Here is a 16,599-nt window from a genome sequence, read left to right as displayed (position 1 = left end):
CCCGCTGGCTGCCCCAGGCCGACCACCCCCACACCGCAACCACCCGAAAGCCGCAGATCATCGAGCTACAGCGCGGTTCACCACCACGCTCTGAGTCAGGCAGTCAGCTCACAGCTTGCCGAAGATCACGCTGCGCCAGGTCCAGCCCGACTTGAGGACAGCGTTCTGCAGGGGGGTGCGTAGCTCCGAGCTGTCGAAGCGGAAAGTCTCCGTCGCTTCGAGGCCGCCGCTGTCCCCGCGCTGGACCGTGTAGTGGCGGGAGACGGTCCTGTCGGGCCCGCGCGAGTACGCCCCTGAAATCTTGAGCTGTGGCGGATTCCCGACCCGAGTGACTTCCCAGCCTTCCTCAAGGACGCGCACTTCATGGTCCTCCGGGACCAGGCGCATCCGGATGCGGACGGCACGAGTCAGCTGCGACTCAACGAAGATGGCCTGCCAGGCGGGCTCCGCCATCCGCCACTCCGCCACCAGGTCGCAGTCCTCGGCAGCTCCGTCGCGGATGACGTACGGGGCATCGGCCCGGTTGACGCCGAGCAGGGCTGTCCGCATTTCCTCAGCTGAGCGCGGCGGGACACTGTCATCGGGGTGCTTGGTTCCGGTCAGCTTGTCGAAGAGTCCCATGAAATCAACCTATGAGGGGGCGGGTTGCAGGTGCAAGATTCGCCGCTTGCGGGGGACACGTCACGAAGCCGCGGCGATGTCCGGGCGGACTGTGCGCACGAAGCCCTGGAAGTCGCCGAGGACATCGGGGAATTGGTGCGCGGTGGCTGTCAGGACCAGACGGATCACCGCGCGCTTGCGCGGATCGGCGACGTCCAGCATGGACAGGTACACCTGGGACTGCACGAGGTCGCGGCGCACACCGCCGACGACGGCCGAGACGGCCAGCATCTGCGTGAAACCGGGCGCATCCTCCGAGCCGCTCTCGCGACGGCCGGTGACCACGACCGACACGGCGGCCTGGCGCAAGCGCTCCACAGACTCATTCGCGATCTCGGACAGTGTCGCCGCATCCGGGCGGTACTCGCCGTCGATCGTGATGTTCGCGGTAAATCCGGCATCCGGTTGCGGGTGCCGCGCGACGAACGCGGCACCCGGCGCGCCGGCTGTGTCCGGCGGTTCGACGAGCCAGTTCTCCGGCAGTCGGAACTGGATCGGTACGGGCAGGAGCGTGGGCATCTCGGTCCATCCTTACTGCGGTACTGGGTCTGCGGAGGGGGCATCAGAACAGGCTGCCGACGGCATCGGCCACATCGCCTGCGGTGTCGGCGATCTTCCCCGGGTCGACGGTGAACTCGAAGCCCACGGCGCCACCGAGGACGGGAGAGACACCCACTTTGGAAGCCCAGTGCCACGCGCCGTTGGCATCCTTGCTGAAGTTCAGGCTTGCCTCCGCGCCAGGACCGGCCCATCCCTCGGCTGTAGCGCCCACTCCGATTCCCCCGATGTCCGCTCCCCCAGCGACACCTCCCTTCGCACCTGCGAACGCCTCGCTGCCCAGGTTCACGCCATCGACACCGGCTCCGGCGTTGGCACTCGCCTCAGCGCCCGCCATACCCTCAGCCCGCCCATAGAGGCCGACCGGACCAGCGTCGGCGCGGCTGTTGGCCGAGACCTCGCCCCCCGCCATGACGCCCGCTTCGCCTTGGATACCCTCGTTGGTGATGCCGCCGCTCATGGAACCCTTGGCGCCCGCGTAGGCTTCGGCCGCCCCATCGAGTTTCATCGGGCCGTTGGTGAGCGAGCCCTCCGCGCTTGCGCGGCCGAGGTCGGCATGCGCCTCGGCCTCGCCCAGCTTGCCAGCCCCGGTGTTGGGCCCGGTGATCGATGCCCCGACGCCAGGGCCAGAGGCTTCGGCCTCGCCCTTGGCGACCCACCCGTCGGTCTCTGTGCGGGCGGTTTCCTTCCGCAGCTCGGCCGTGCGGGTGGCTTCGGCATTCTCGAGGGACGTGACGTCCTTGGAGTTGAAGTCGGTTCGGCTGCCGCCGAGATCGCGGCTCAGGGCCCAGCAGGCGGTCTCGTCGGCGTCGGAGGCGCGCTGCAGGACGTGCTCGATGCGGCGGGCGAATGCCTCGCAGGCTTCCTGCTGCTCGCGGACGGCGGCCTGGCCATCGGGGTCGTGGCGGGCGCCGGTGTCCTGGGAGAGGTCGTAGCGTGGTGTGACGGTGCCGGTGGCGCTGACGTGGAGGTCCTGCTCCTTGGCCTCGACTTCAGCGAGGTGCTGGAGGTCTTCCTTGTCCTTCTTCAGTTCGGCGTGCAGTGACGTGAGAACGCCGGCGATGCCTTTCGCCTCCTTGTTGGCGCTCTCGAACTGCTGCTGGGCGGCTCGTACATCGTTGTCGGCCTTGGCCGCCGTCAGGGCCGGCTGGGTCCAGCCGGCCTGCCGGAAGGGGCGGGTGACCTGGTCGCTGTACGCGGTGTGCAGCGCCTTGAACTTGCTGGCGGTCTCCTCCCAGCGGTCAGCGGCTGCTTTGAGGTTGCTGAGGTTGAGGTGGTACAGCTGCTCGTACGTCGGCATGAGCTCGGCGAGTCCCCCGTGGAGTCGTGATTCTTGTCAGGCTGGCGCTGTGGCGGTGAGGAGGGCCCGGTTCAACCGAAGTCACTTGACAGAGAGTGCATGGTCTGCGTGTTCACTGTTTCGGTGCGCTGATACAGCATTCCCGAACTGCCGCACCGGCTCGCGAGACTGTCGCAGTCGGCCACAAGTGCGGAAACCTGAGCAGACCAGATCTCCGCCAGGCCGGTAAGCGCTCGCCCCAGCCCGCCGTCCCAGTAACCGACGCCGAAGTCCCGGGATGCCGAGCGTGTCTCATCCACCGGATGGGCGCCAGCGACTCGCGTCTGCCCCGCGATCTCGCGCGCGCCGGTGCCCGCACGGTTGAGTGCTACCGGATCCTCGATTTCCGTCCCAGCTGCCATGCCATATCCCCCAAGCCTTTTTACGTGCCGTATAGAGCGGAAGGTATCGATATTTGACGCGATCATGCCGGCGATAAGTGAGTATCGCTCCGACTGCGCAACGGAGGTGAGTGATGAACTCGTCGTCGCGGAGCGGGCGCTGGTGCGACTGGAAGGTTCCCGTTCTTCGTCCAGCCTTCTTCTACTGGTGCGGATAACGATCGGACGGCGACTGTTGCTCATACGGAGCAGAACCGGAGTAGGAATTCGGAGGATAACTTCCGTATGGACCTGCTGGTTGAACTGGCTCTACTCCGCCGCCCGACGGCGCTTCGCACGCAGAACCATAACCAGAGGAACGCCGATCACGACGAGCACACCGAGAACTGCCAGCGTGCTGAGCGCGATGATCGAGTTGGTGGTCAGGCCACTGCCCGAATCATCGGACGCGGAGGACGGCGCCGCCGCGGGGTCGGACGCGGGCATCGTGAGCGGGCCGTTCTTGGGGCCGACCGGGATGTTCTCCTGAAGGGCGGCGAGAGGCCGGATGTAGCCGTAGCCGTACTTCTCGTCAGGGAGCTTCAGACCCTTGGCCGAGGCTGGGAGGCCAGCCGTCTTGGTGAGGCGGTTGACGATCTGGCCTGCGGTCAGGTTAGGGAACTCCTCGCGCAGCAGAGCGCAGGCGGCGGAGACATAGGCGGTGGAGTCGGAGGTACCGCTGGCCATACCGTAGCCATCGGAGTCCGTGCTGGCGGAGACGACGTGTTGGCCGGGGGCCGTCAGCAGGAGGTTCGCACCGGAGTTGGACTTTTCCCAGATCTCGTTGGACTCCTTGACGGCACCAACGTTCACCACACCGGGATAGCTGGCCGGGTAGCCGATGGCTTCGGTGCCGCTCTTCCCGTCGTTACCCGACGCCGCCACGACGAGCACGTTGTGCTGAAGCGCGTACTGAATCGCCTGCGGTTCGCCACCAGAGGTTGCCGGGCTTTCAGCAGAGATGTTGATGACCGATGCACCGTGATCCACCGCGTACCTGATCGACGGGGCAAGCCCACCCGTGTGGGCGCCGTCGTCACGTAGGGGCAGGATCTTCGCCTGGGGAGCGAGTCCCTTCACGCCGTCAGCGCCGTTGGCGCCGTGGCCGTGCCCGGCGATGTCACTGGCCATGGATGTCCCATGGCTGTCGCCTGCGGCAGGCGAGGCGTCGGAGTCCCCGTCGATGAAGTCCTTACCTGGGAGGACGTTGCCTTTCAGGTCGGGGTGGGAGGCGTCAACGCCGTCGTCGATGACGGCGACGATGACGCCCTTTCCTGTCGCGAGCTTCCAGACTGCCTCGGCGTCAAGGGCTCGGAGCGGCCACTGGTCGTTCCTCACCTGGTCTGCTGACGCGGTGGTCGCGGTGGAGAAGAGCAGTACTCCCGCCGCTGCCGTACTGCCCGCGATGCGCAGCGTCCGCGTGAGACCCATGCCGTGTATCCCTCTTTCGTCCCGCCGGGCGGGGCCCGCGAAATGGATTACGCAAGCCCGGTTTCTGTACTGCCGCGATCGTGTCTACTCGATGACCCGCGGGTTGGTGACGTCCTGCTTCGGAACCCAGGTCTCCTCGTCCTCGACGAGATAGCCCGGAACTGCCTTACGTTCTTTCTTCTTCTTGTCACGGCCCTGACCGGCCACGCCGGCCTGCGGGGAGCCCGACAGGCCCGCTGCCCTGCGGCCCTCTGTCGTGCCACCGCGGCTGCCGTGCAGACCAGAACCGGCCCGGGCCCCTGGCGAGGGGGTGCCTTCGGCTTCGCCGATCACCCCGCCCTTCGTGCGGGCCAGGGGGGCCCGGCCACCGGGGCGCTCACCGCGTCCGGCGCCTGTCCCCACGCCCGCTCCCGCACCGCCCGTTCCCATGCGACCGCCGCTCGCCGCAGAACCTGCGCCGGGGGTAGTACCACCGCGCGCCAGGCCACCCGCAGGGCCGCCGAGCGGATCTGGGAAATCGGCACCTGTTCCCGATCCGCCGCCCGCGCCGCCGGCCCGGACACCGCCTCCGTGGCCGCCACCGACCCCGGTGCCAGTTCCCCTGGTGCTGGTGGTCGCAAGACCGTCCACATCCGTGCCGACCCCGGAGGGGGCGGACGCCTTGGCGGAGGAACCGGCGCCTGTCCCGGCAACGCGGTGGGGGGTGCTGGGAGACGTCGTGATGGTTGACCGGACCGAGCCACTCGACGAGCCGCTGCTGGTGGAAGTCCGGCCCACCAGCCTGGGGCCGCTCTCGGTCGGGATCGCGACGATCGGCGTCGGCACAATGCCCCCGGGATCACCGGGATAGTCTTCTTTATCGTGCGTGCGGGCAACCGGCGGCCTGCGATTCCACGACCCCATGGCCTTGGCCTGCGACGCATAGGCCGCCCCCAACTCCTCCATCTTCACGGCCATCCTCAGCTGGGCTTCCTTCCCCGCCGAGAGGTCGTCCTTGTTCTTCTCCAGGGCATCCTGGGTGGACATCCCGGCACGCTTGTCCGCCTGGTAGCCGCTGTCGTCGTGCGAGAACCCGTCCGCGAGGAAATCGCCCGCGCTGGATAACGTCCCCGGCTTCTCCATCGCCTCGACCTCGGGCTTGATGGTCTCCAGCACCGTGGCCGCGTTGCCCAGCGCGATGGAGGTGTACTTGGCGTACTTGGCGCCGTCCTGCATCTTCTGCGCGATGACCTCGGCCCGTGCCTTGAACCGGTCGGCGGCATCGCCCTCCCAGTGCTCCAGCACCCCGTACACCGCTGTCAGGAAATCGTGCCGGGATCCGCCGCCGCCGTCCTCCCCCACCAGATCATTGTTGACGTTGCGCCAGCCCCCGGCCACGCTGTGAACCTCGCCCGGCTTCGCGTTGACGACCATGGCCTTCATCTGGTCCATGTTCAGATCGGCGAACTGCGTCGTGGCCTGCTCGTCGTAGCACATCGACGCCGGGACGTACTCGTACGTGTAGCCGTCGTTCTTTTCCCCGCCCGAGCTCATGACCTGCCCCCGCCCGACAGCGCCGACGTGATGTCCGCGTCCTGGTCCTGGTATGCGCCGTGCGTCTTCTTCGTCTTTGTCCCGAAGTCATCCACCAGGCCGTGGATGTGGGTGACGATGTCTTCGAGGTGCTGCTTCATCTCCGTGTGCGCAAGGTGGAGATCGTTCGCCTCAGCGAAATCCGCGCTGCCCAGTACGCCGTGCGGCAGGTACGTCTGGTAGCGCGAGGCGGAGGTGGTGTTGCCGAGATTCGCGATGATCTGGTTGAGCCGTGTGATCACACCTTCCAGTGCGCTCAGATCGACCTTCAGCTCTCCGCTCGCCACCGCGAGCACCCCCTGTCCCGTACGGCTGATAGCGCGCGCAATGCTAGCGACTGCATCAGACAGCGCGGAGCGCCTCCGTCTGTTCCCGGCCACCAACGGCCACCATCTGTACTGGTCGCACTTCCGGCGACGTAGCCAGGCCCGAGCCCGCCGTTTCCCCTGCAAATGCCGAGGCCACGACCTCGGAATGCGGCCGCAGTACTAGGCTGCGGGCATGGCGAAGAAGCTCGTGATCAAGGTGACGGCCGGGGCCGACGCCCCGGAGCGCTGCTCGCAGGCGTTCACCGTGGCGGCCGTGGCCGTGGCCAGCGGCGTGGACGTCTCGCTCTGGCTGACCGGGGAGTCGTCCTGGTTCGCGCTGCCGGGGCGGGCCGCCGAGTTCGAGCTGCCGCACGCGGCACCGCTGCCGGATCTGATCGAGTCGGTCCTGGCGGCCGGGCGGATCACCCTGTGCACGCAGTGCGCGGCCCGCCGTGAGATCACGGAGAAGGACGTCATCGAGGGCGTACGGATCGCGGGTGCGCAGGTGTTCGTCCAGGAGGCGCTGGCGGACGACACGCAGGCGCTCGTGTACTGACAGACGTACCGGGCCGTGCCTCTACCGGCACTAGCGCCGTTTCTTCCCGTCCAGCTCGTCCCACCACTCGTCGGACTTCGGGTCCCCGGACGGGTCGTCCCACCAGCGGTCGTCGGGGCCGCGCCGGTTCGCCACCACCGCCGCCAGCGGCGGGATCACCATGGCGACCAGGCACATCCCCACCGCCGCGGGGACGGACCAGAGCCGTACGACTCCCCACGCCAGGACGAACAGGCCGATGCAGGTCCCCATCATGGCGAAGTAGAGATGACGCCGGCGCGCGTACATACGTCCAGGCTATGCCCGGACACGCCGAAGGGCCGCGTCCCCGCCGGAATGCGTCCAACCCCCGGGGGATGCGGCCCTTCGGCCGTCGCACACGGTCCCTCGGACCGTCGTGGAGATGCCCGTCAGACGGCGATCGCGACCTCCGCGAGGCCGCCCTGCTGGGCGACGACCGTACGGTCCGCGGTGGCGCCCGGAACCAGGGCGCGCAGCGTCCAGGTGCCCTCGGCCGCGTAGAAGCGGAACTGTCCGGTCGCCGAGGTCGGGACCTCGGCGGTGAACTCGCCGGTCGCGTCCAGCAGGCGCACGTAGCCGACGACGGGCTCGCCGTCGCGGGTCACCTGGCCCTGGATCGTGGTCTCACCGGGCTTGATCGTCGAGGCGTCGGGGCCGCCGGCCTTCGCTCCACACATGGTTCTTCCTTCGGGTAGGTCCGGGGGTCCGGGATTACTTGCCGGCGCCGAGCTCGATCGGGACGCCGACGAGGGAGCCGTACTCGGTCCAGGAGCCGTCGTAGTTCTTGACGTTCTGGACGCCGAGCAGCTCGTGCAGGACGAACCAGGTCAGCGCCGAGCGCTCACCGATGCGGCAGTAGGCGATGGTGTCCTTGGCCAGGTCGACGTCCTCCGCGGCGTACAGCGCCTTGAGGTCGTCGTCCGACTTGAACGTGCCGTCGTCGTTGGCGTTCTTCGACCACGGGATGTTGCGGGCGGTCGGGACGTGGCCCGGACGCTGCGACTGCTCCTGCGGCAGGTGCGCCGGGGCGAGCAGCTTGCCGGAGAACTCGTCGGGCGAGCGGACGTCGACCAGGTTCTGCGCGCCGATGGCGGCGACCACGTCGTCACGGAAGGCGCGGATGGAGGTGTCCTGCGGCTTGGCCTGGTACGCGGTGGCCGGGCGCTCGGGCACCTCGGCGCCGTCGACCAGCTCGCGGGCGTCCAGCTCCCACTTCTTGCGGCCGCCGTCGAGCAGCTTCACGTTCTCGTGGCCGTACAGCTTGAAGTACCAGTAGGCGTACGAGGCGAACCAGTTGTTGTTGCCGCCGTAGAGGATCACCGTGTGGTCGTTGGCGATGCCCTTCTCCGACAGGAGCTTCTCGAAGCCGGCCTGGTCGATGAAGTCGCGGCGGACCGGGTCCTGGAGGTCCTTCGTCCAGTCGATCCGGATGGCGTTCTTGATGTGGTTCTTGTCGTACGCGGACGTGTCCTCGTCCACCTCGACGATCGCGAGGGTCGGGTCGTCCAGGTGCTCCTCCAGCCAGTCGGCGTCTACCAGGACGTCGCTGCGGCTCATGCGCTTTCTCCTCCGGGGCAGTTGCGGCGGGTGATGCGGGTGTGAAGGGCGCGGGTACGCGATCGGGCTGCGGCGTACACGGCGCACGGAGGGCCCCGAGGTCAGGCGCGGGGCCGGCGGTGATACGGGAAGGGGGTCCCGCTCAGAAGGGGCGACAGAGCATGGCGGCGACGCGGCACAGGTCTACTGCCCGCCGCTTCGTGAGATCCGCCTGTCGCTGCATGAGGTCGATCGTAGGGACGGATCGCGGGGCATGTCACCGGTGTGTCGCATCCTGAGACGCGATCGTCCGGTATGTGGGAAGGAGTGGGGCGTCCGCCCGCCGCCGGGTGGCCGCCGGACGCACCTCGCCCCTCACCCATCTGCGGTACGGACGGGTGCGTCTCGCTCCTCGGACATCCGCCTGGGGCAGCCGACCTTCGGGGCGGCGTCGGGCGTCCTACCCCGCCAGCCTGACGTCCGAACCCTTCGCCGTGATCTCCACGCCGTCCTTCGCCGCCCGCACCGTGGCGAGGCGGATGTCGCCGGGCAACCGGGCGACCCCCTGCCGGAAGTCGGTGATGGCCCTGATCCGGTTCTCGCCGAGCGTGATCCCGTCGAGCCTGGGCAGCCCGTCCGCGTGCACGTCGAGGCTGTTGCCCCGGACCGTGACCGAGCTGAGCACGGAGACCGGCTGCGTCGCCTTGATGCCGAGGGCCGTGAAGGTGAGGGTGACCTTGATCTTGCCGTTGCCGCCGTCCGACAGACCGATCACCCGGGCGCTCACGCCGGGCCCCACGTCGGTGGGCTCCGACTTGGCGGCCCTGAGCAGTTCGCCGTAGGAGATCAGCGCGGTGCCCGTGGCGTCGGAGGCGGTGGCGGAGCTGTAGTCCCCGGAGAACCGGACGCCCTTCAACTGCGCGTGCAGATCGTCGATACGGACCTTCTCGCCGCCGTTGCCGGTGGCCGCCTCGTAGCCCTTGATGCCGACCTCGACGTCGTCCAGCTCACCGCCGGCGAGCTGGGTGAGGAACGGAAAGCCGTTGATCGACACGTCCGGGGTCGTGGCCAGGTTCTCGGTGGTCCGCAGCCGGTCCGCCACCTCCCCCTCGGCGAAGTGGACCGCCACCCGGTCCGCGAGCGCGAAGAGCCCGCCCAGGATCACGGCGACGATCAGCAGTATTCGCAGTGCGCGCATGGTCGGTGTTCCCCCACCTCGGCGGTCGTCCACGACAGGTCACCGACGACCGGGTGGCCGCCGAGCGCGACTGTAACCCCGCACGCTGGGCCGGCCCCCGGATTGTCGATCATCTGTGACACGCGCCGGAGCCCCATGGGCAGGGGCACTGTGCCCCACGGGCAGGGGCACCAGCACTAAAGCACTAGCCGAGGGCACGTCCCAGCACGTAGACGGCCGGCGCCGCCGCCGTCAGCGGCAGGGCCACGCCCGCCGTGAAGTGGACGAAGCGGGACGGATAGTCGTAGGAGGCGGCCCGGTGGCCGATCAGGGCGCAGACGCCCGCGCCGAGGCCGAGGAAGGCGCCGGACGTGCCGAGGCCCGTCGCCCCGCCCATGACGATGCCGGCCCCCGCCGCCGCCAGCAGGGCCACGACCACGGAGACCGCGGTCGGCAGGGGCAGCGCACGCGCCAGGATCGCGGCGGCGACCGCGACGGCGCCCACCGTGACGGCGTCCGGCGCGGCCGCGAGGTGCCCGGCCGCGACGATCGACAGCGCGGCCGAGGCGACCGTCGCCATCAGGCCGTGCATCCGGGTGTCCGGATCGGCGTGCGACCGCAGTTGCAGGACGAGGGACAGCAGCACCCAGACGCCGAGGGTGCCCAGGATCGCGGCGGGCGCGTTCTCCCGGCCGGCCACGAGCAGCGCGACGTCCGCGGTGACCGCGCCGAGGAACGCCAGCGCGATGCCCTGCCGGGCGGGCCACATGCCGTTCAGCCGGAACCATCCGGCGGCCGTCACCGCCTGGAGCACCACGAGCGGCACGACGAGGGCGTACGTCCCGAGGGCCGCGGCACCGGCGAGCAGCACCCCGAGCCCCGCGGTGAGCGCGGCGGGCTGGAGTCCGGGCTCGATGATGGGCGAGCGGCCCTCCAGCCGGGCCCGCTGGTTCGCGGGGAGGGCGGCGAGGTCGACCGCGGCGGGCTGCGGGGCCGTCGCCGCGCCGGCGTGCGGGCCGTCGCCCTGCGCGGCCGCCCATCCACCGGCGCGCGCGGACCCGGCCGGCGCCCCGCCCTGGCCGGGGCCGGACGGGTGGGCGAGGCCGCCGGTGACGGGCGGCGCGTAGCCGTGGGGCTCATACCCCGCCGGGGCCTCCGGCGGCAACGGCTGACCGTATGCCTGCCCCTGCCCCTGCCACTGCTGGTGCTGGGGCTGCGGGTACTGCTGCTGTTGCTGGTCGGGCTGCTGGGGTTGCTGGTACGGCTGCTGCTGCGGGTACGACGCCGCGTTCGGGTCGTACCACCCCTGCTGCGCCTGCTGCTGAGGTCCCGGCTGCGGCGCCTGGGGCGGATACCCCTGCTGCTGGTATCCGGGCTGGTGCTGCGGGTACTGCTGCTGCCCCTGCTGCCCGTAGGGGTCGTAGCCCGGGTCGTACCCCTCGTGGGGCTGGTCGCTCATCGCTCATCCTCCTGCGAACGGCGGGAGCACCTCGACCGTGCCGCCCTCGGCCAGCCGTACCGTCTCATGCGCGCGGGTCCCGACGGGGTCACCGTCGACGAGGAAGGAGCATCGCCGCAGGACACTGACCAGTTCGCCGGGGTGTCGCGCACGAGCCGCGGCCAGCGCCTGCGCGAGCGTCGCCGCGTCGTACGGCTCCTCGGCGGTCCCGGCCGCTGCCTTGGCTGCGGCCCAGTAGCGCAGCGTGCCCTTTGCCATCTGCTTCCTCAACTCCGTCGTGGTGAACACCGTCAGGCTAGCCCGCGTGCGAGACCGCCCACGCCCCGATCCTCGCCACCAACGCGTCGTCGGCGGCGTTCTCGGCATGGCCCATGCCGGGCTCCAGCCACAGTTCGGCGTGGCCGGGGGCGGCGTCCGCCAGCATCCGCGGGTGGTCGACGGGGAAGTAGCCGTCCCGGTCGCCGTGCACGATCAGCAAAGGGGTCGGCGCGATCAGCGGGACGGACTGCGCCGGCGAGGCGGGCACCGGGTCCCAGTCGCGGTGGTGGATCCGGGTGCGCAGGCCGTAGCGGCCCACCAGACGGCCCTCCGGCCGGGTCACCAGCCAGTGCAGGCGCCGCATGGGGGCCGTACCGCGGTAGTACCAGCGGGCCGGGGCGCTGACGGCCGCCACCGCGTCCGTGTCCGCGCCCTCCTGGTGCTGTGCCGCGTGCCGCAGCACCACCGACCCGCCCATCGAGAAGCCGACGGTGGCCACCCGGGAGTGCCCCAGCTCGCGCGCCCAGCGCACCGCGGCCGCCAGGTCGTGCACCTCCCGGTCGCCGACCGTCGACCGTCCTCCCGACGCCCCGTGTCCGCGGAAGGAGAAGGTGACCACCGCGCCGTACCGGGCGAGGACGCCGGCGACCCGACGGACATGGGGCCGCTCCAGATCACCGGTGAAGCCGTGCGCGACGACGATCGCAAGATCCCGCAGATGGCCGGCGGGTGCACGCCCGGTGTCGAAGGCGCCCGTGCCCGGGGCGTACGCGGCGTCGATCGCCACTCCGTCGACCGTGCACAGAAACGTCCGCAAAGGCCCGCGATGCGCCGTCTCAGAGTGCGGACGAACCGTGGATCGTGCCGTGTGACCTGCCCGACCAGTGCTCATGTGGGCTATTCTGCTGGGCAGAGGACTCGGGCAGCGTAGCCCCCGGGTCCTTTTGTGCTTTCGGAAGCGTTGTATACGAAGCGGGAAACCGCAGGTGTACAGGGTGGCGAACGCACAGCGGGTCCCAGGGCGCGGGGATTCGCCAGGGACGAAGCAGTGCCGCAAACGTCCTCGAAGGGACCGAGGAGGAACCAGACGTTATGGGCGAGCGAACCGTGCACGAACCGATGACGACCGAGGCGGGAGGCACGCGATGAGTTCTCTGCTGCTTCTGACCAACGCCCTCCAGCCGTCCACGGAGGTACTTCCCGCTCTCGGCCTGCTCCTGCACAGCGTGCGAGTGGCTCCGGCGGAAGGCCCCGCTCTCGTCGACACCCCGGGCGCCGACGTGATCCTCATTGACGGGCGGCGGGACCTGCCGCAGGTCCGCAGCCTGTGCCAGCTCCTGCGCTCCACCGGGCCCGGCTGCCCCCTCGTCCTGGTCGTCACCGAGGGCGGTCTCGCGGCCGTCACCGCCGACTGGGGCATCGACGACGTCCTGCTGGACACCGCGGGACCGGCCGAGGTCGAGGCGCGGCTGCGGCTGGCCATGGGCCGCCAGCAGCTCGTCAACGACGACTCCCCGATGGAGATCCGCAACGGCGACCTGTCCGTCGACGAGGCGACCTACAGCGCCAAGCTCAAGGGCCGCGTCCTCGACCTCACCTTCAAGGAGTTCGAGCTCCTGAAGTACCTCGCACAGCACCCGGGCCGCGTCTTCACCCGCGCCCAGTTGCTCCAGGAGGTCTGGGGCTACGACTACTTCGGCGGTACGCGCACGGTCGACGTCCATGTACGACGGCTGCGCGCCAAGCTCGGGCCCGAGCACGAGTCGCTGATCGGCACCGTCCGCAACGTCGGCTACCGGTTCGTGACACCGGAGAAGGCGGACCGCTCGGCCGAGGACGCGAAGGCGAAGGCCGGCCGGCCGAAGGCGGAGGATGCGGGCGTGACGGCGGCCGTGTCCGCGGCCGAGGTCACGGCTGAGGCATAGAACCGCGTAAGCCCTGCCCAGAGGCGGTCCATCCGCGTAGACTCCGCGCGTGGCCAAGGTGACTCGGGACGATGTGGCGCGGCTGGCGGGGACTTCCACGGCAGTCGTGAGCTACGTCATCAACAACGGACCCCGGCCGGTCGCCCCGGCCACGCGCGAGCGTGTCCTCGCCGCGATCAAGGAACTGGGGTACCGGCCGGACCGGGTCGCCCAGGCCATGGCATCGCGGCGCACGGACCTCATAGGCATGATCGTCCCGGACTCGCGCCAGCCCTTCTTCGGCGAGATGACGCACGCGGTCGAGCAGGCCGCCGCCGAGCGCGGAAAGATGGTGCTCGTCGGCAACACCGACTACGTGGCCGAGCGCGAGGTCCACTACCTGCGGGCCTTTCTCGGCATGCGCGTCTCCGGGCTCATCCTGGTCAGCCACGCGCTCAACGACCACGCCGCCGCCGAGATCGACGCGTGGGACGCCCGGGTGGTGCTGCTGCACGAGCGGCCCGAGGCGATCGACGACGTCGCGGTCGTCACCGACGACCTCGGCGGCGCCCAGCTCGCCGTCCGCCATCTGCTGGAGCACGGCTACCCGTACGTCGCCTGCATGGGCGGCACCGCGGAGACCCCGGCGGTCGGGGACCCGGTCTCCGACCATGTCGAGGGCTGGCGGCGGGCGATGCAGGAGGCCGGGCTCCCGACGGAGGGCCGGCTGTTCGAGGCGCCGTACAACCGTTACGACGCCTACCAGGTGGGCCTTGAGCTGCTGTCCGGGCCGAACCGTCCGCGGGCCATCTTCTGCTCCACCGACGACCAGGCGATCGGCGTGCTGCGCGCGGCGCGCGAGCTGCGCATCGACGTGCCGGACGAACTGGCCGTGGCCGGCTTCGACGACGTCAAGGAGGCGGCCCTGACGGATCCGCCGCTGACGACGGTGGCCTCGGACCGGCCGGCGATGGCCCGGGCGGCTCTGGACCTGGTCCTCGACGAGGGCCTGCGCGTGGTCGGCTCGCGCCGCGAGCGGGTCAGGCAGTTCCCGTCGCGGCTGGTGGTGCGGCGGTCCTGCGGGTGCGAGGCCTGAGCGCCTGAGCCGGGCGCCGGGCTTTCCTGCGCCCGGACCGCCGGGCTTCCGTGAGCCGCACGCCGGGCATTCCTGCGCTGCTGCGGGGTGGTCCCTCCGGGCCGCTCGAACGCGACGGCCCGCCGGTGGGCCGGCGGGCCGTCGCTTGGGGCTGTGAGCCGATGGTCCGTGTTCCGAGGGGCTCGGAACAGCAGGGCTCAGGGGCTCAGAACAGCAGGTTGTACTGGTTGTAGCCGGTGCCCAGTTTGATCCGCGAACCGAACAGGGACGAGGACGCCTTGCCCGTGCCGGGGTAGAGCCACAGCGTGCCGCCGGAGTCGCGGGTGATGACGTCGGCGATGCCGTCGCCCGTCACATCGCCGTTGGACACGTACGAGGTGAAGTTCCAGCCCGTCCGCGCCTTGATCCGGGCCGACCACGGGGTGTGCTCCTGCTGGGTGCCCCGGTACAGCCACAGGGTGCCGTCGGTGGAGCGGGCCAGCAGGTCGGCCTTGCCGTCGCCGGACAGGTCGCCCCGGCCGAAGATCTTCACGCCCTTCCAGGCCCGGTCGACGATCTTGACACGGCTGTAGAACTGGCCGTTGCCCTTGCCCGGGTACAGGTACACCGAGCCGTCCGCGTCCACCGCGACCAGGTCGGGGCGGCCGTCACCGGTCATGTCGCCCGGGACGGCGTACGACGTGTAGCCGCCCCACACCGAGCTGATCTGCATCCAGGTGAAGTTCTGGGTGGCGTGGTCGAAGTAGCTCCGGTACAGCTTGCCGTCGCTCTTGTCCCGGATGATCAGGTCCTGGAAGTAGTCGCGGTCCAGGTCGGCCTGGAGGGCCCAGCTCGCGCTCTCCCAGCCCTTGCTGGCGAAGGCGCGCGTCGCGAGCGAGGTGCCCTTGCTGTCCTGCTCGAACAGGTTGCCGGACGGGGTGCGGGCCAGCAGGTCGGCGCGGCCGTCGTAGTTCAGGTCCGTGTCGTCGATGCGGGGCTGGGCGGCCCAGGTGTACGAGGAGACCTTGGTGAAGACCGGGTAGGCGCCCTGGGCCGTGCAGCCCGCGACACCCCACGACACCACGCCGACGATCTTGCCGCCGACCACGAGCGGGCCGCCGGAGTCGCCGTTGCAGGTGCTCTTGGTGCCCTCGTCGGTGCCGGTGGCCGGGGTGCCGGCGCAGATCATCGAGCCCTCGGCGAAGTAGTCCGCGCCGATGACCGACTTCATCGCACTGTCGCAGGTCCCGTCGGCGACCATCGGCAGGCTCACCTTGCGCAGGGTGGCCGACAGGTCGGCGCCGTCGGCACCGGAGGTGAGGCCCCAGCCGTAGACGGTGGCGTTGGCGGTGGTGCTGGGCTTGTAGAGCGCGCTGTCGTTCGACGCGGCCAGGCGCAGCCACTGCTGCTCCAGCGGCGCGCTGAGGGTGAGGACGGCGATGTCGTTCTGGAGGGTGTCGCGGTTGAAGCGGGGGTGGCTCCACTGACGCAGGACGCCCACCGCGGTTCCGCCGTCGAGGTTCGCCGAACCGGCCCGCACGACACCGTTCGCGGTCCAGTTCAGGCCCGCGACGCAGTGCGCGGCGGTGAGGACCTTGTTCGGGGCGACCAGGGTGCCGCCGCAGAAGTAGCCTTCGCCGGTGGCGGAGTCGTAGTAGCCGAGCTGGACCATCCAGGGCGCGGAGGCGATCGTCGTCTCCGTGCCGCCGATGATGAACGACGACGGCTTGCCCGTGTCGGCGGCGGGTGCCTTGGCGGCCGCCCCCTGCGCCTGGTCCTTGTTCACGGCCGCCTGCGTCCTGGCGGCGTTGATCAGTCGGTCGTGCAGTTCCTTGGCGGACGCCTGCTTCGGGACGCTGGTCCGCTGCTGGGTGGCTCCGGGCTTCGGAAGTCCGTCGGCGGCGGCCGCCGACTGGGCCGCCACGGCGCCGACGCCGGTCAGGGCCAGCGCGAGGGCGGTCGCGGGAAGCGCCACGGCAGGGCGTCTCCAGCGGCCGCGCAGAGCACGTATCACTCAGGGCTCCTGGGGTGTGTCGTAGACAAGGGCCCGAGGAGGGCGTACGACGCAACCGGCCCGACGCGGCGCGGCGTGAAAGCCGCGCAGCGCAGTCGGGCGAAACCGCGGAGCCCCCCTCCGGTGGCCGTGATCGTAGCCCTGGGCGCCCTTCCGCCACACGGACTGCAGAGACTTCAGACAAATGTTCGCCCGGTACCTCCTTTTCGATCATCTCACCGACACCTGAAGTTTCCCTGAAAGCCATGGCACCAGGGGTTCGGGGGCCGTCGAGACCTTCCCGTCCCCTGCCTTCAGAGCCTCCGCGGGCTGTCCTCAAGGGCAGCCGCGGGGCTGTCCTCAAGGGCCGCC

General features: G+C 70.1%; 19 protein-coding genes. 3 read left to right on the top strand and 16 right to left on the bottom strand.

Going from position 1 to position 16,599, the window contains the following annotated elements; all coding sequences use genetic code 11:
• Positions 1-108 precede the first annotated feature (108 nt).
• From ACWD5Q_RS26730 to ACWD5Q_RS26700, 7 genes are all read right to left on the bottom strand, one after another.
• The gene (locus ACWD5Q_RS26730) at positions 109-621 is read right to left on the bottom strand and encodes a hypothetical protein (protein WP_451429589.1); all 513 of its coding nucleotides are present in this window, start codon (positions 619-621) and stop codon (positions 109-111) included.
• 60 nt (positions 622-681) lie between these two features.
• Positions 682-1,179, bottom strand: coding sequence for a hypothetical protein (locus ACWD5Q_RS26725; RefSeq protein ID WP_451429588.1), 498 nt, complete (start codon positions 1,177-1,179; stop codon positions 682-684).
• A 43-nt stretch (positions 1,180-1,222) separates the two neighbouring features.
• Positions 1,223-2,518 (bottom strand): hypothetical protein, encoded by a 1,296-nt coding sequence (locus ACWD5Q_RS26720; protein WP_451429587.1) that lies wholly within the window; start codon positions 2,516-2,518, stop codon positions 1,223-1,225.
• A gap of 71 nt (positions 2,519-2,589) precedes the next feature.
• Positions 2,590-3,141 carry a hypothetical protein gene (locus tag ACWD5Q_RS26715; RefSeq protein WP_451429586.1) on the bottom strand — a complete coding sequence of 184 codons (552 nt, stop codon included), beginning with the start codon at positions 3,139-3,141 and terminating at the stop codon, positions 2,590-2,592.
• 66 nt (positions 3,142-3,207) lie between these two features.
• Positions 3,208-4,368: a type VII secretion-associated serine protease mycosin gene (mycP, locus tag ACWD5Q_RS26710; RefSeq protein ID WP_451429585.1), complete on the bottom strand. Its 1,161-nt coding sequence runs from the start codon at positions 4,366-4,368 to the stop codon at positions 3,208-3,210.
• Positions 4,369-4,452: 84 nt separating this feature from the next.
• Positions 4,453-5,901 (bottom strand): hypothetical protein, encoded by a 1,449-nt coding sequence (locus tag ACWD5Q_RS26705; RefSeq protein WP_451429584.1) that lies wholly within the window; start codon positions 5,899-5,901, stop codon positions 4,453-4,455.
• The gene (locus ACWD5Q_RS26700) at positions 5,898-6,236 is read right to left on the bottom strand and encodes a hypothetical protein (protein WP_451429583.1); all 339 of its coding nucleotides are present in this window, start codon (positions 6,234-6,236) and stop codon (positions 5,898-5,900) included. The genes ACWD5Q_RS26705 and ACWD5Q_RS26700 overlap by 4 nt, the downstream gene beginning before the upstream one ends.
• A gap of 205 nt (positions 6,237-6,441) precedes the next feature.
• Here ACWD5Q_RS26700 and ACWD5Q_RS26695 point away from each other — a divergent pair, with 205 nt between their 5' ends.
• Positions 6,442-6,804: a DsrE family protein gene (locus ACWD5Q_RS26695; RefSeq protein ID WP_366027240.1), complete on the top strand. Its 363-nt coding sequence runs from the start codon at positions 6,442-6,444 to the stop codon at positions 6,802-6,804.
• Between the two features lie 30 nt (positions 6,805-6,834).
• Here the strand turns inward: ACWD5Q_RS26695 and ACWD5Q_RS26690 are convergent, their stop codons facing one another.
• The 8 genes from ACWD5Q_RS26690 to ACWD5Q_RS26655 form a co-directional block, all read right to left on the bottom strand.
• Positions 6,835-7,092 carry a DUF3099 domain-containing protein gene (locus tag ACWD5Q_RS26690; protein WP_451429582.1) on the bottom strand — a complete coding sequence of 86 codons (258 nt, stop codon included), beginning with the start codon at positions 7,090-7,092 and terminating at the stop codon, positions 6,835-6,837.
• Positions 7,093-7,214: 122 nt separating this feature from the next.
• On the bottom strand, positions 7,215-7,502 hold the full coding sequence (locus ACWD5Q_RS26685) for a DUF1416 domain-containing protein (protein ID WP_451429581.1): 288 nt from the start codon (positions 7,500-7,502) through the stop codon (positions 7,215-7,217).
• Positions 7,503-7,536: 34 nt separating this feature from the next.
• A complete protein-coding gene (locus tag ACWD5Q_RS26680) occupies positions 7,537-8,382 on the bottom strand; it encodes a sulfurtransferase (protein WP_451429580.1) in 846 nt (281 codons plus the stop codon).
• Between the two features lie 142 nt (positions 8,383-8,524).
• Positions 8,525-8,605 carry an Ms5788A family Cys-rich leader peptide gene (locus tag ACWD5Q_RS26675; protein WP_351335063.1) on the bottom strand — a complete coding sequence of 27 codons (81 nt, stop codon included), beginning with the start codon at positions 8,603-8,605 and terminating at the stop codon, positions 8,525-8,527.
• A gap of 216 nt (positions 8,606-8,821) precedes the next feature.
• Positions 8,822-9,559 carry an LmeA family phospholipid-binding protein gene (locus ACWD5Q_RS26670; RefSeq protein ID WP_451429579.1) on the bottom strand — a complete coding sequence of 246 codons (738 nt, stop codon included), beginning with the start codon at positions 9,557-9,559 and terminating at the stop codon, positions 8,822-8,824.
• Between the two features lie 184 nt (positions 9,560-9,743).
• Complete coding sequence (locus tag ACWD5Q_RS26665) at positions 9,744-10,997, bottom strand: hypothetical protein (RefSeq protein WP_451429578.1); 1,254 nt, start codon at positions 10,995-10,997, stop codon at positions 9,744-9,746.
• A 3-nt stretch (positions 10,998-11,000) separates the two neighbouring features.
• Positions 11,001-11,255 (bottom strand): MoaD/ThiS family protein, encoded by a 255-nt coding sequence (locus ACWD5Q_RS26660; protein WP_451429577.1) that lies wholly within the window; start codon positions 11,253-11,255, stop codon positions 11,001-11,003.
• A gap of 37 nt (positions 11,256-11,292) precedes the next feature.
• The gene (locus ACWD5Q_RS26655; protein WP_451429576.1) at positions 11,293-12,147 is read right to left on the bottom strand and encodes an alpha/beta hydrolase; all 855 of its coding nucleotides are present in this window, start codon (positions 12,145-12,147) and stop codon (positions 11,293-11,295) included.
• 253 nt (positions 12,148-12,400) lie between these two features.
• Between ACWD5Q_RS26655 and ACWD5Q_RS26650 the strand changes: the two genes are divergently transcribed.
• Both ACWD5Q_RS26650 and ACWD5Q_RS26645 read left to right on the top strand, forming a co-directional pair.
• The gene (locus tag ACWD5Q_RS26650) at positions 12,401-13,180 is read left to right on the top strand and encodes a winged helix-turn-helix transcriptional regulator (RefSeq protein WP_451429575.1); all 780 of its coding nucleotides are present in this window, start codon (positions 12,401-12,403) and stop codon (positions 13,178-13,180) included.
• Positions 13,181-13,229: 49 nt separating this feature from the next.
• On the top strand, positions 13,230-14,255 hold the full coding sequence (locus tag ACWD5Q_RS26645) for a LacI family DNA-binding transcriptional regulator (RefSeq protein ID WP_451429574.1): 1,026 nt from the start codon (positions 13,230-13,232) through the stop codon (positions 14,253-14,255).
• A 205-nt stretch (positions 14,256-14,460) separates the two neighbouring features.
• Here ACWD5Q_RS26645 and ACWD5Q_RS26640 read toward each other — a convergent pair whose 3' ends face one another.
• Positions 14,461-16,209, bottom strand: a complete 1,749-nt coding sequence (locus ACWD5Q_RS26640; RefSeq protein ID WP_451429573.1) for a trypsin-like serine protease — start codon at positions 16,207-16,209, stop codon at positions 14,461-14,463.
• Positions 16,210-16,599 lie beyond the last annotated feature (390 nt).

The organism is Streptomyces sp. NPDC002513, assembly GCF_053595355.1.
This window is presented reverse-complemented; position numbering and strand designations above follow the sequence as displayed.

What these genes read in the sequence shown, in the direction of transcription:
- ACWD5Q_RS26730 (WP_451429589.1), bottom strand. Translation starts at nt 621, where the DNA reads ATGGGACTCTTCGACAAGCTGACCGGAACCAAGCACCCCGATGACAGT.
- ACWD5Q_RS26725 (WP_451429588.1), bottom strand. Translation starts at nt 1,179, where the DNA reads ATGCCCACGCTCCTGCCCGTACCGATCCAGTTCCGACTGCCGGAGAAC.
- ACWD5Q_RS26720 (WP_451429587.1), bottom strand. Translation starts at nt 2,518, where the DNA reads ATGCCGACGTACGAGCAGCTGTACCACCTCAACCTCAGCAACCTCAAA.
- ACWD5Q_RS26715 (WP_451429586.1), bottom strand. Translation starts at nt 3,141, where the DNA reads ATGAGCAACAGTCGCCGTCCGATCGTTATCCGCACCAGTAGAAGAAGG.
- mycP (WP_451429585.1), bottom strand. Translation starts at nt 4,368, where the DNA reads ATGGGTCTCACGCGGACGCTGCGCATCGCGGGCAGTACGGCAGCGGCG.
- ACWD5Q_RS26705 (WP_451429584.1), bottom strand. Translation starts at nt 5,901, where the DNA reads ATGAGCTCGGGCGGGGAAAAGAACGACGGCTACACGTACGAGTACGTC.
- ACWD5Q_RS26695 (WP_366027240.1), top strand. Translation starts at nt 6,442, where the DNA reads ATGGCGAAGAAGCTCGTGATCAAGGTGACGGCCGGGGCCGACGCCCCG.
- ACWD5Q_RS26690 (WP_451429582.1), bottom strand. Translation starts at nt 7,092, where the DNA reads ATGTACGCGCGCCGGCGTCATCTCTACTTCGCCATGATGGGGACCTGC.
- ACWD5Q_RS26685 (WP_451429581.1), bottom strand. Translation starts at nt 7,502, where the DNA reads ATGTGTGGAGCGAAGGCCGGCGGCCCCGACGCCTCGACGATCAAGCCC.
- ACWD5Q_RS26680 (WP_451429580.1), bottom strand. Translation starts at nt 8,382, where the DNA reads ATGAGCCGCAGCGACGTCCTGGTAGACGCCGACTGGCTGGAGGAGCAC.
- ACWD5Q_RS26675 (WP_351335063.1), bottom strand. Translation starts at nt 8,605, where the DNA reads ATGCAGCGACAGGCGGATCTCACGAAGCGGCGGGCAGTAGACCTGTGC.
- ACWD5Q_RS26670 (WP_451429579.1), bottom strand. Translation starts at nt 9,559, where the DNA reads ATGCGCGCACTGCGAATACTGCTGATCGTCGCCGTGATCCTGGGCGGG.
- ACWD5Q_RS26665 (WP_451429578.1), bottom strand. Translation starts at nt 10,997, where the DNA reads ATGAGCGACCAGCCCCACGAGGGGTACGACCCGGGCTACGACCCCTAC.
- ACWD5Q_RS26660 (WP_451429577.1), bottom strand. Translation starts at nt 11,255, where the DNA reads ATGGCAAAGGGCACGCTGCGCTACTGGGCCGCAGCCAAGGCAGCGGCC.
- ACWD5Q_RS26655 (WP_451429576.1), bottom strand. Translation starts at nt 12,147, where the DNA reads ATGAGCACTGGTCGGGCAGGTCACACGGCACGATCCACGGTTCGTCCG.
- ACWD5Q_RS26650 (WP_451429575.1), top strand. Translation starts at nt 12,401, where the DNA reads ATGAGTTCTCTGCTGCTTCTGACCAACGCCCTCCAGCCGTCCACGGAG.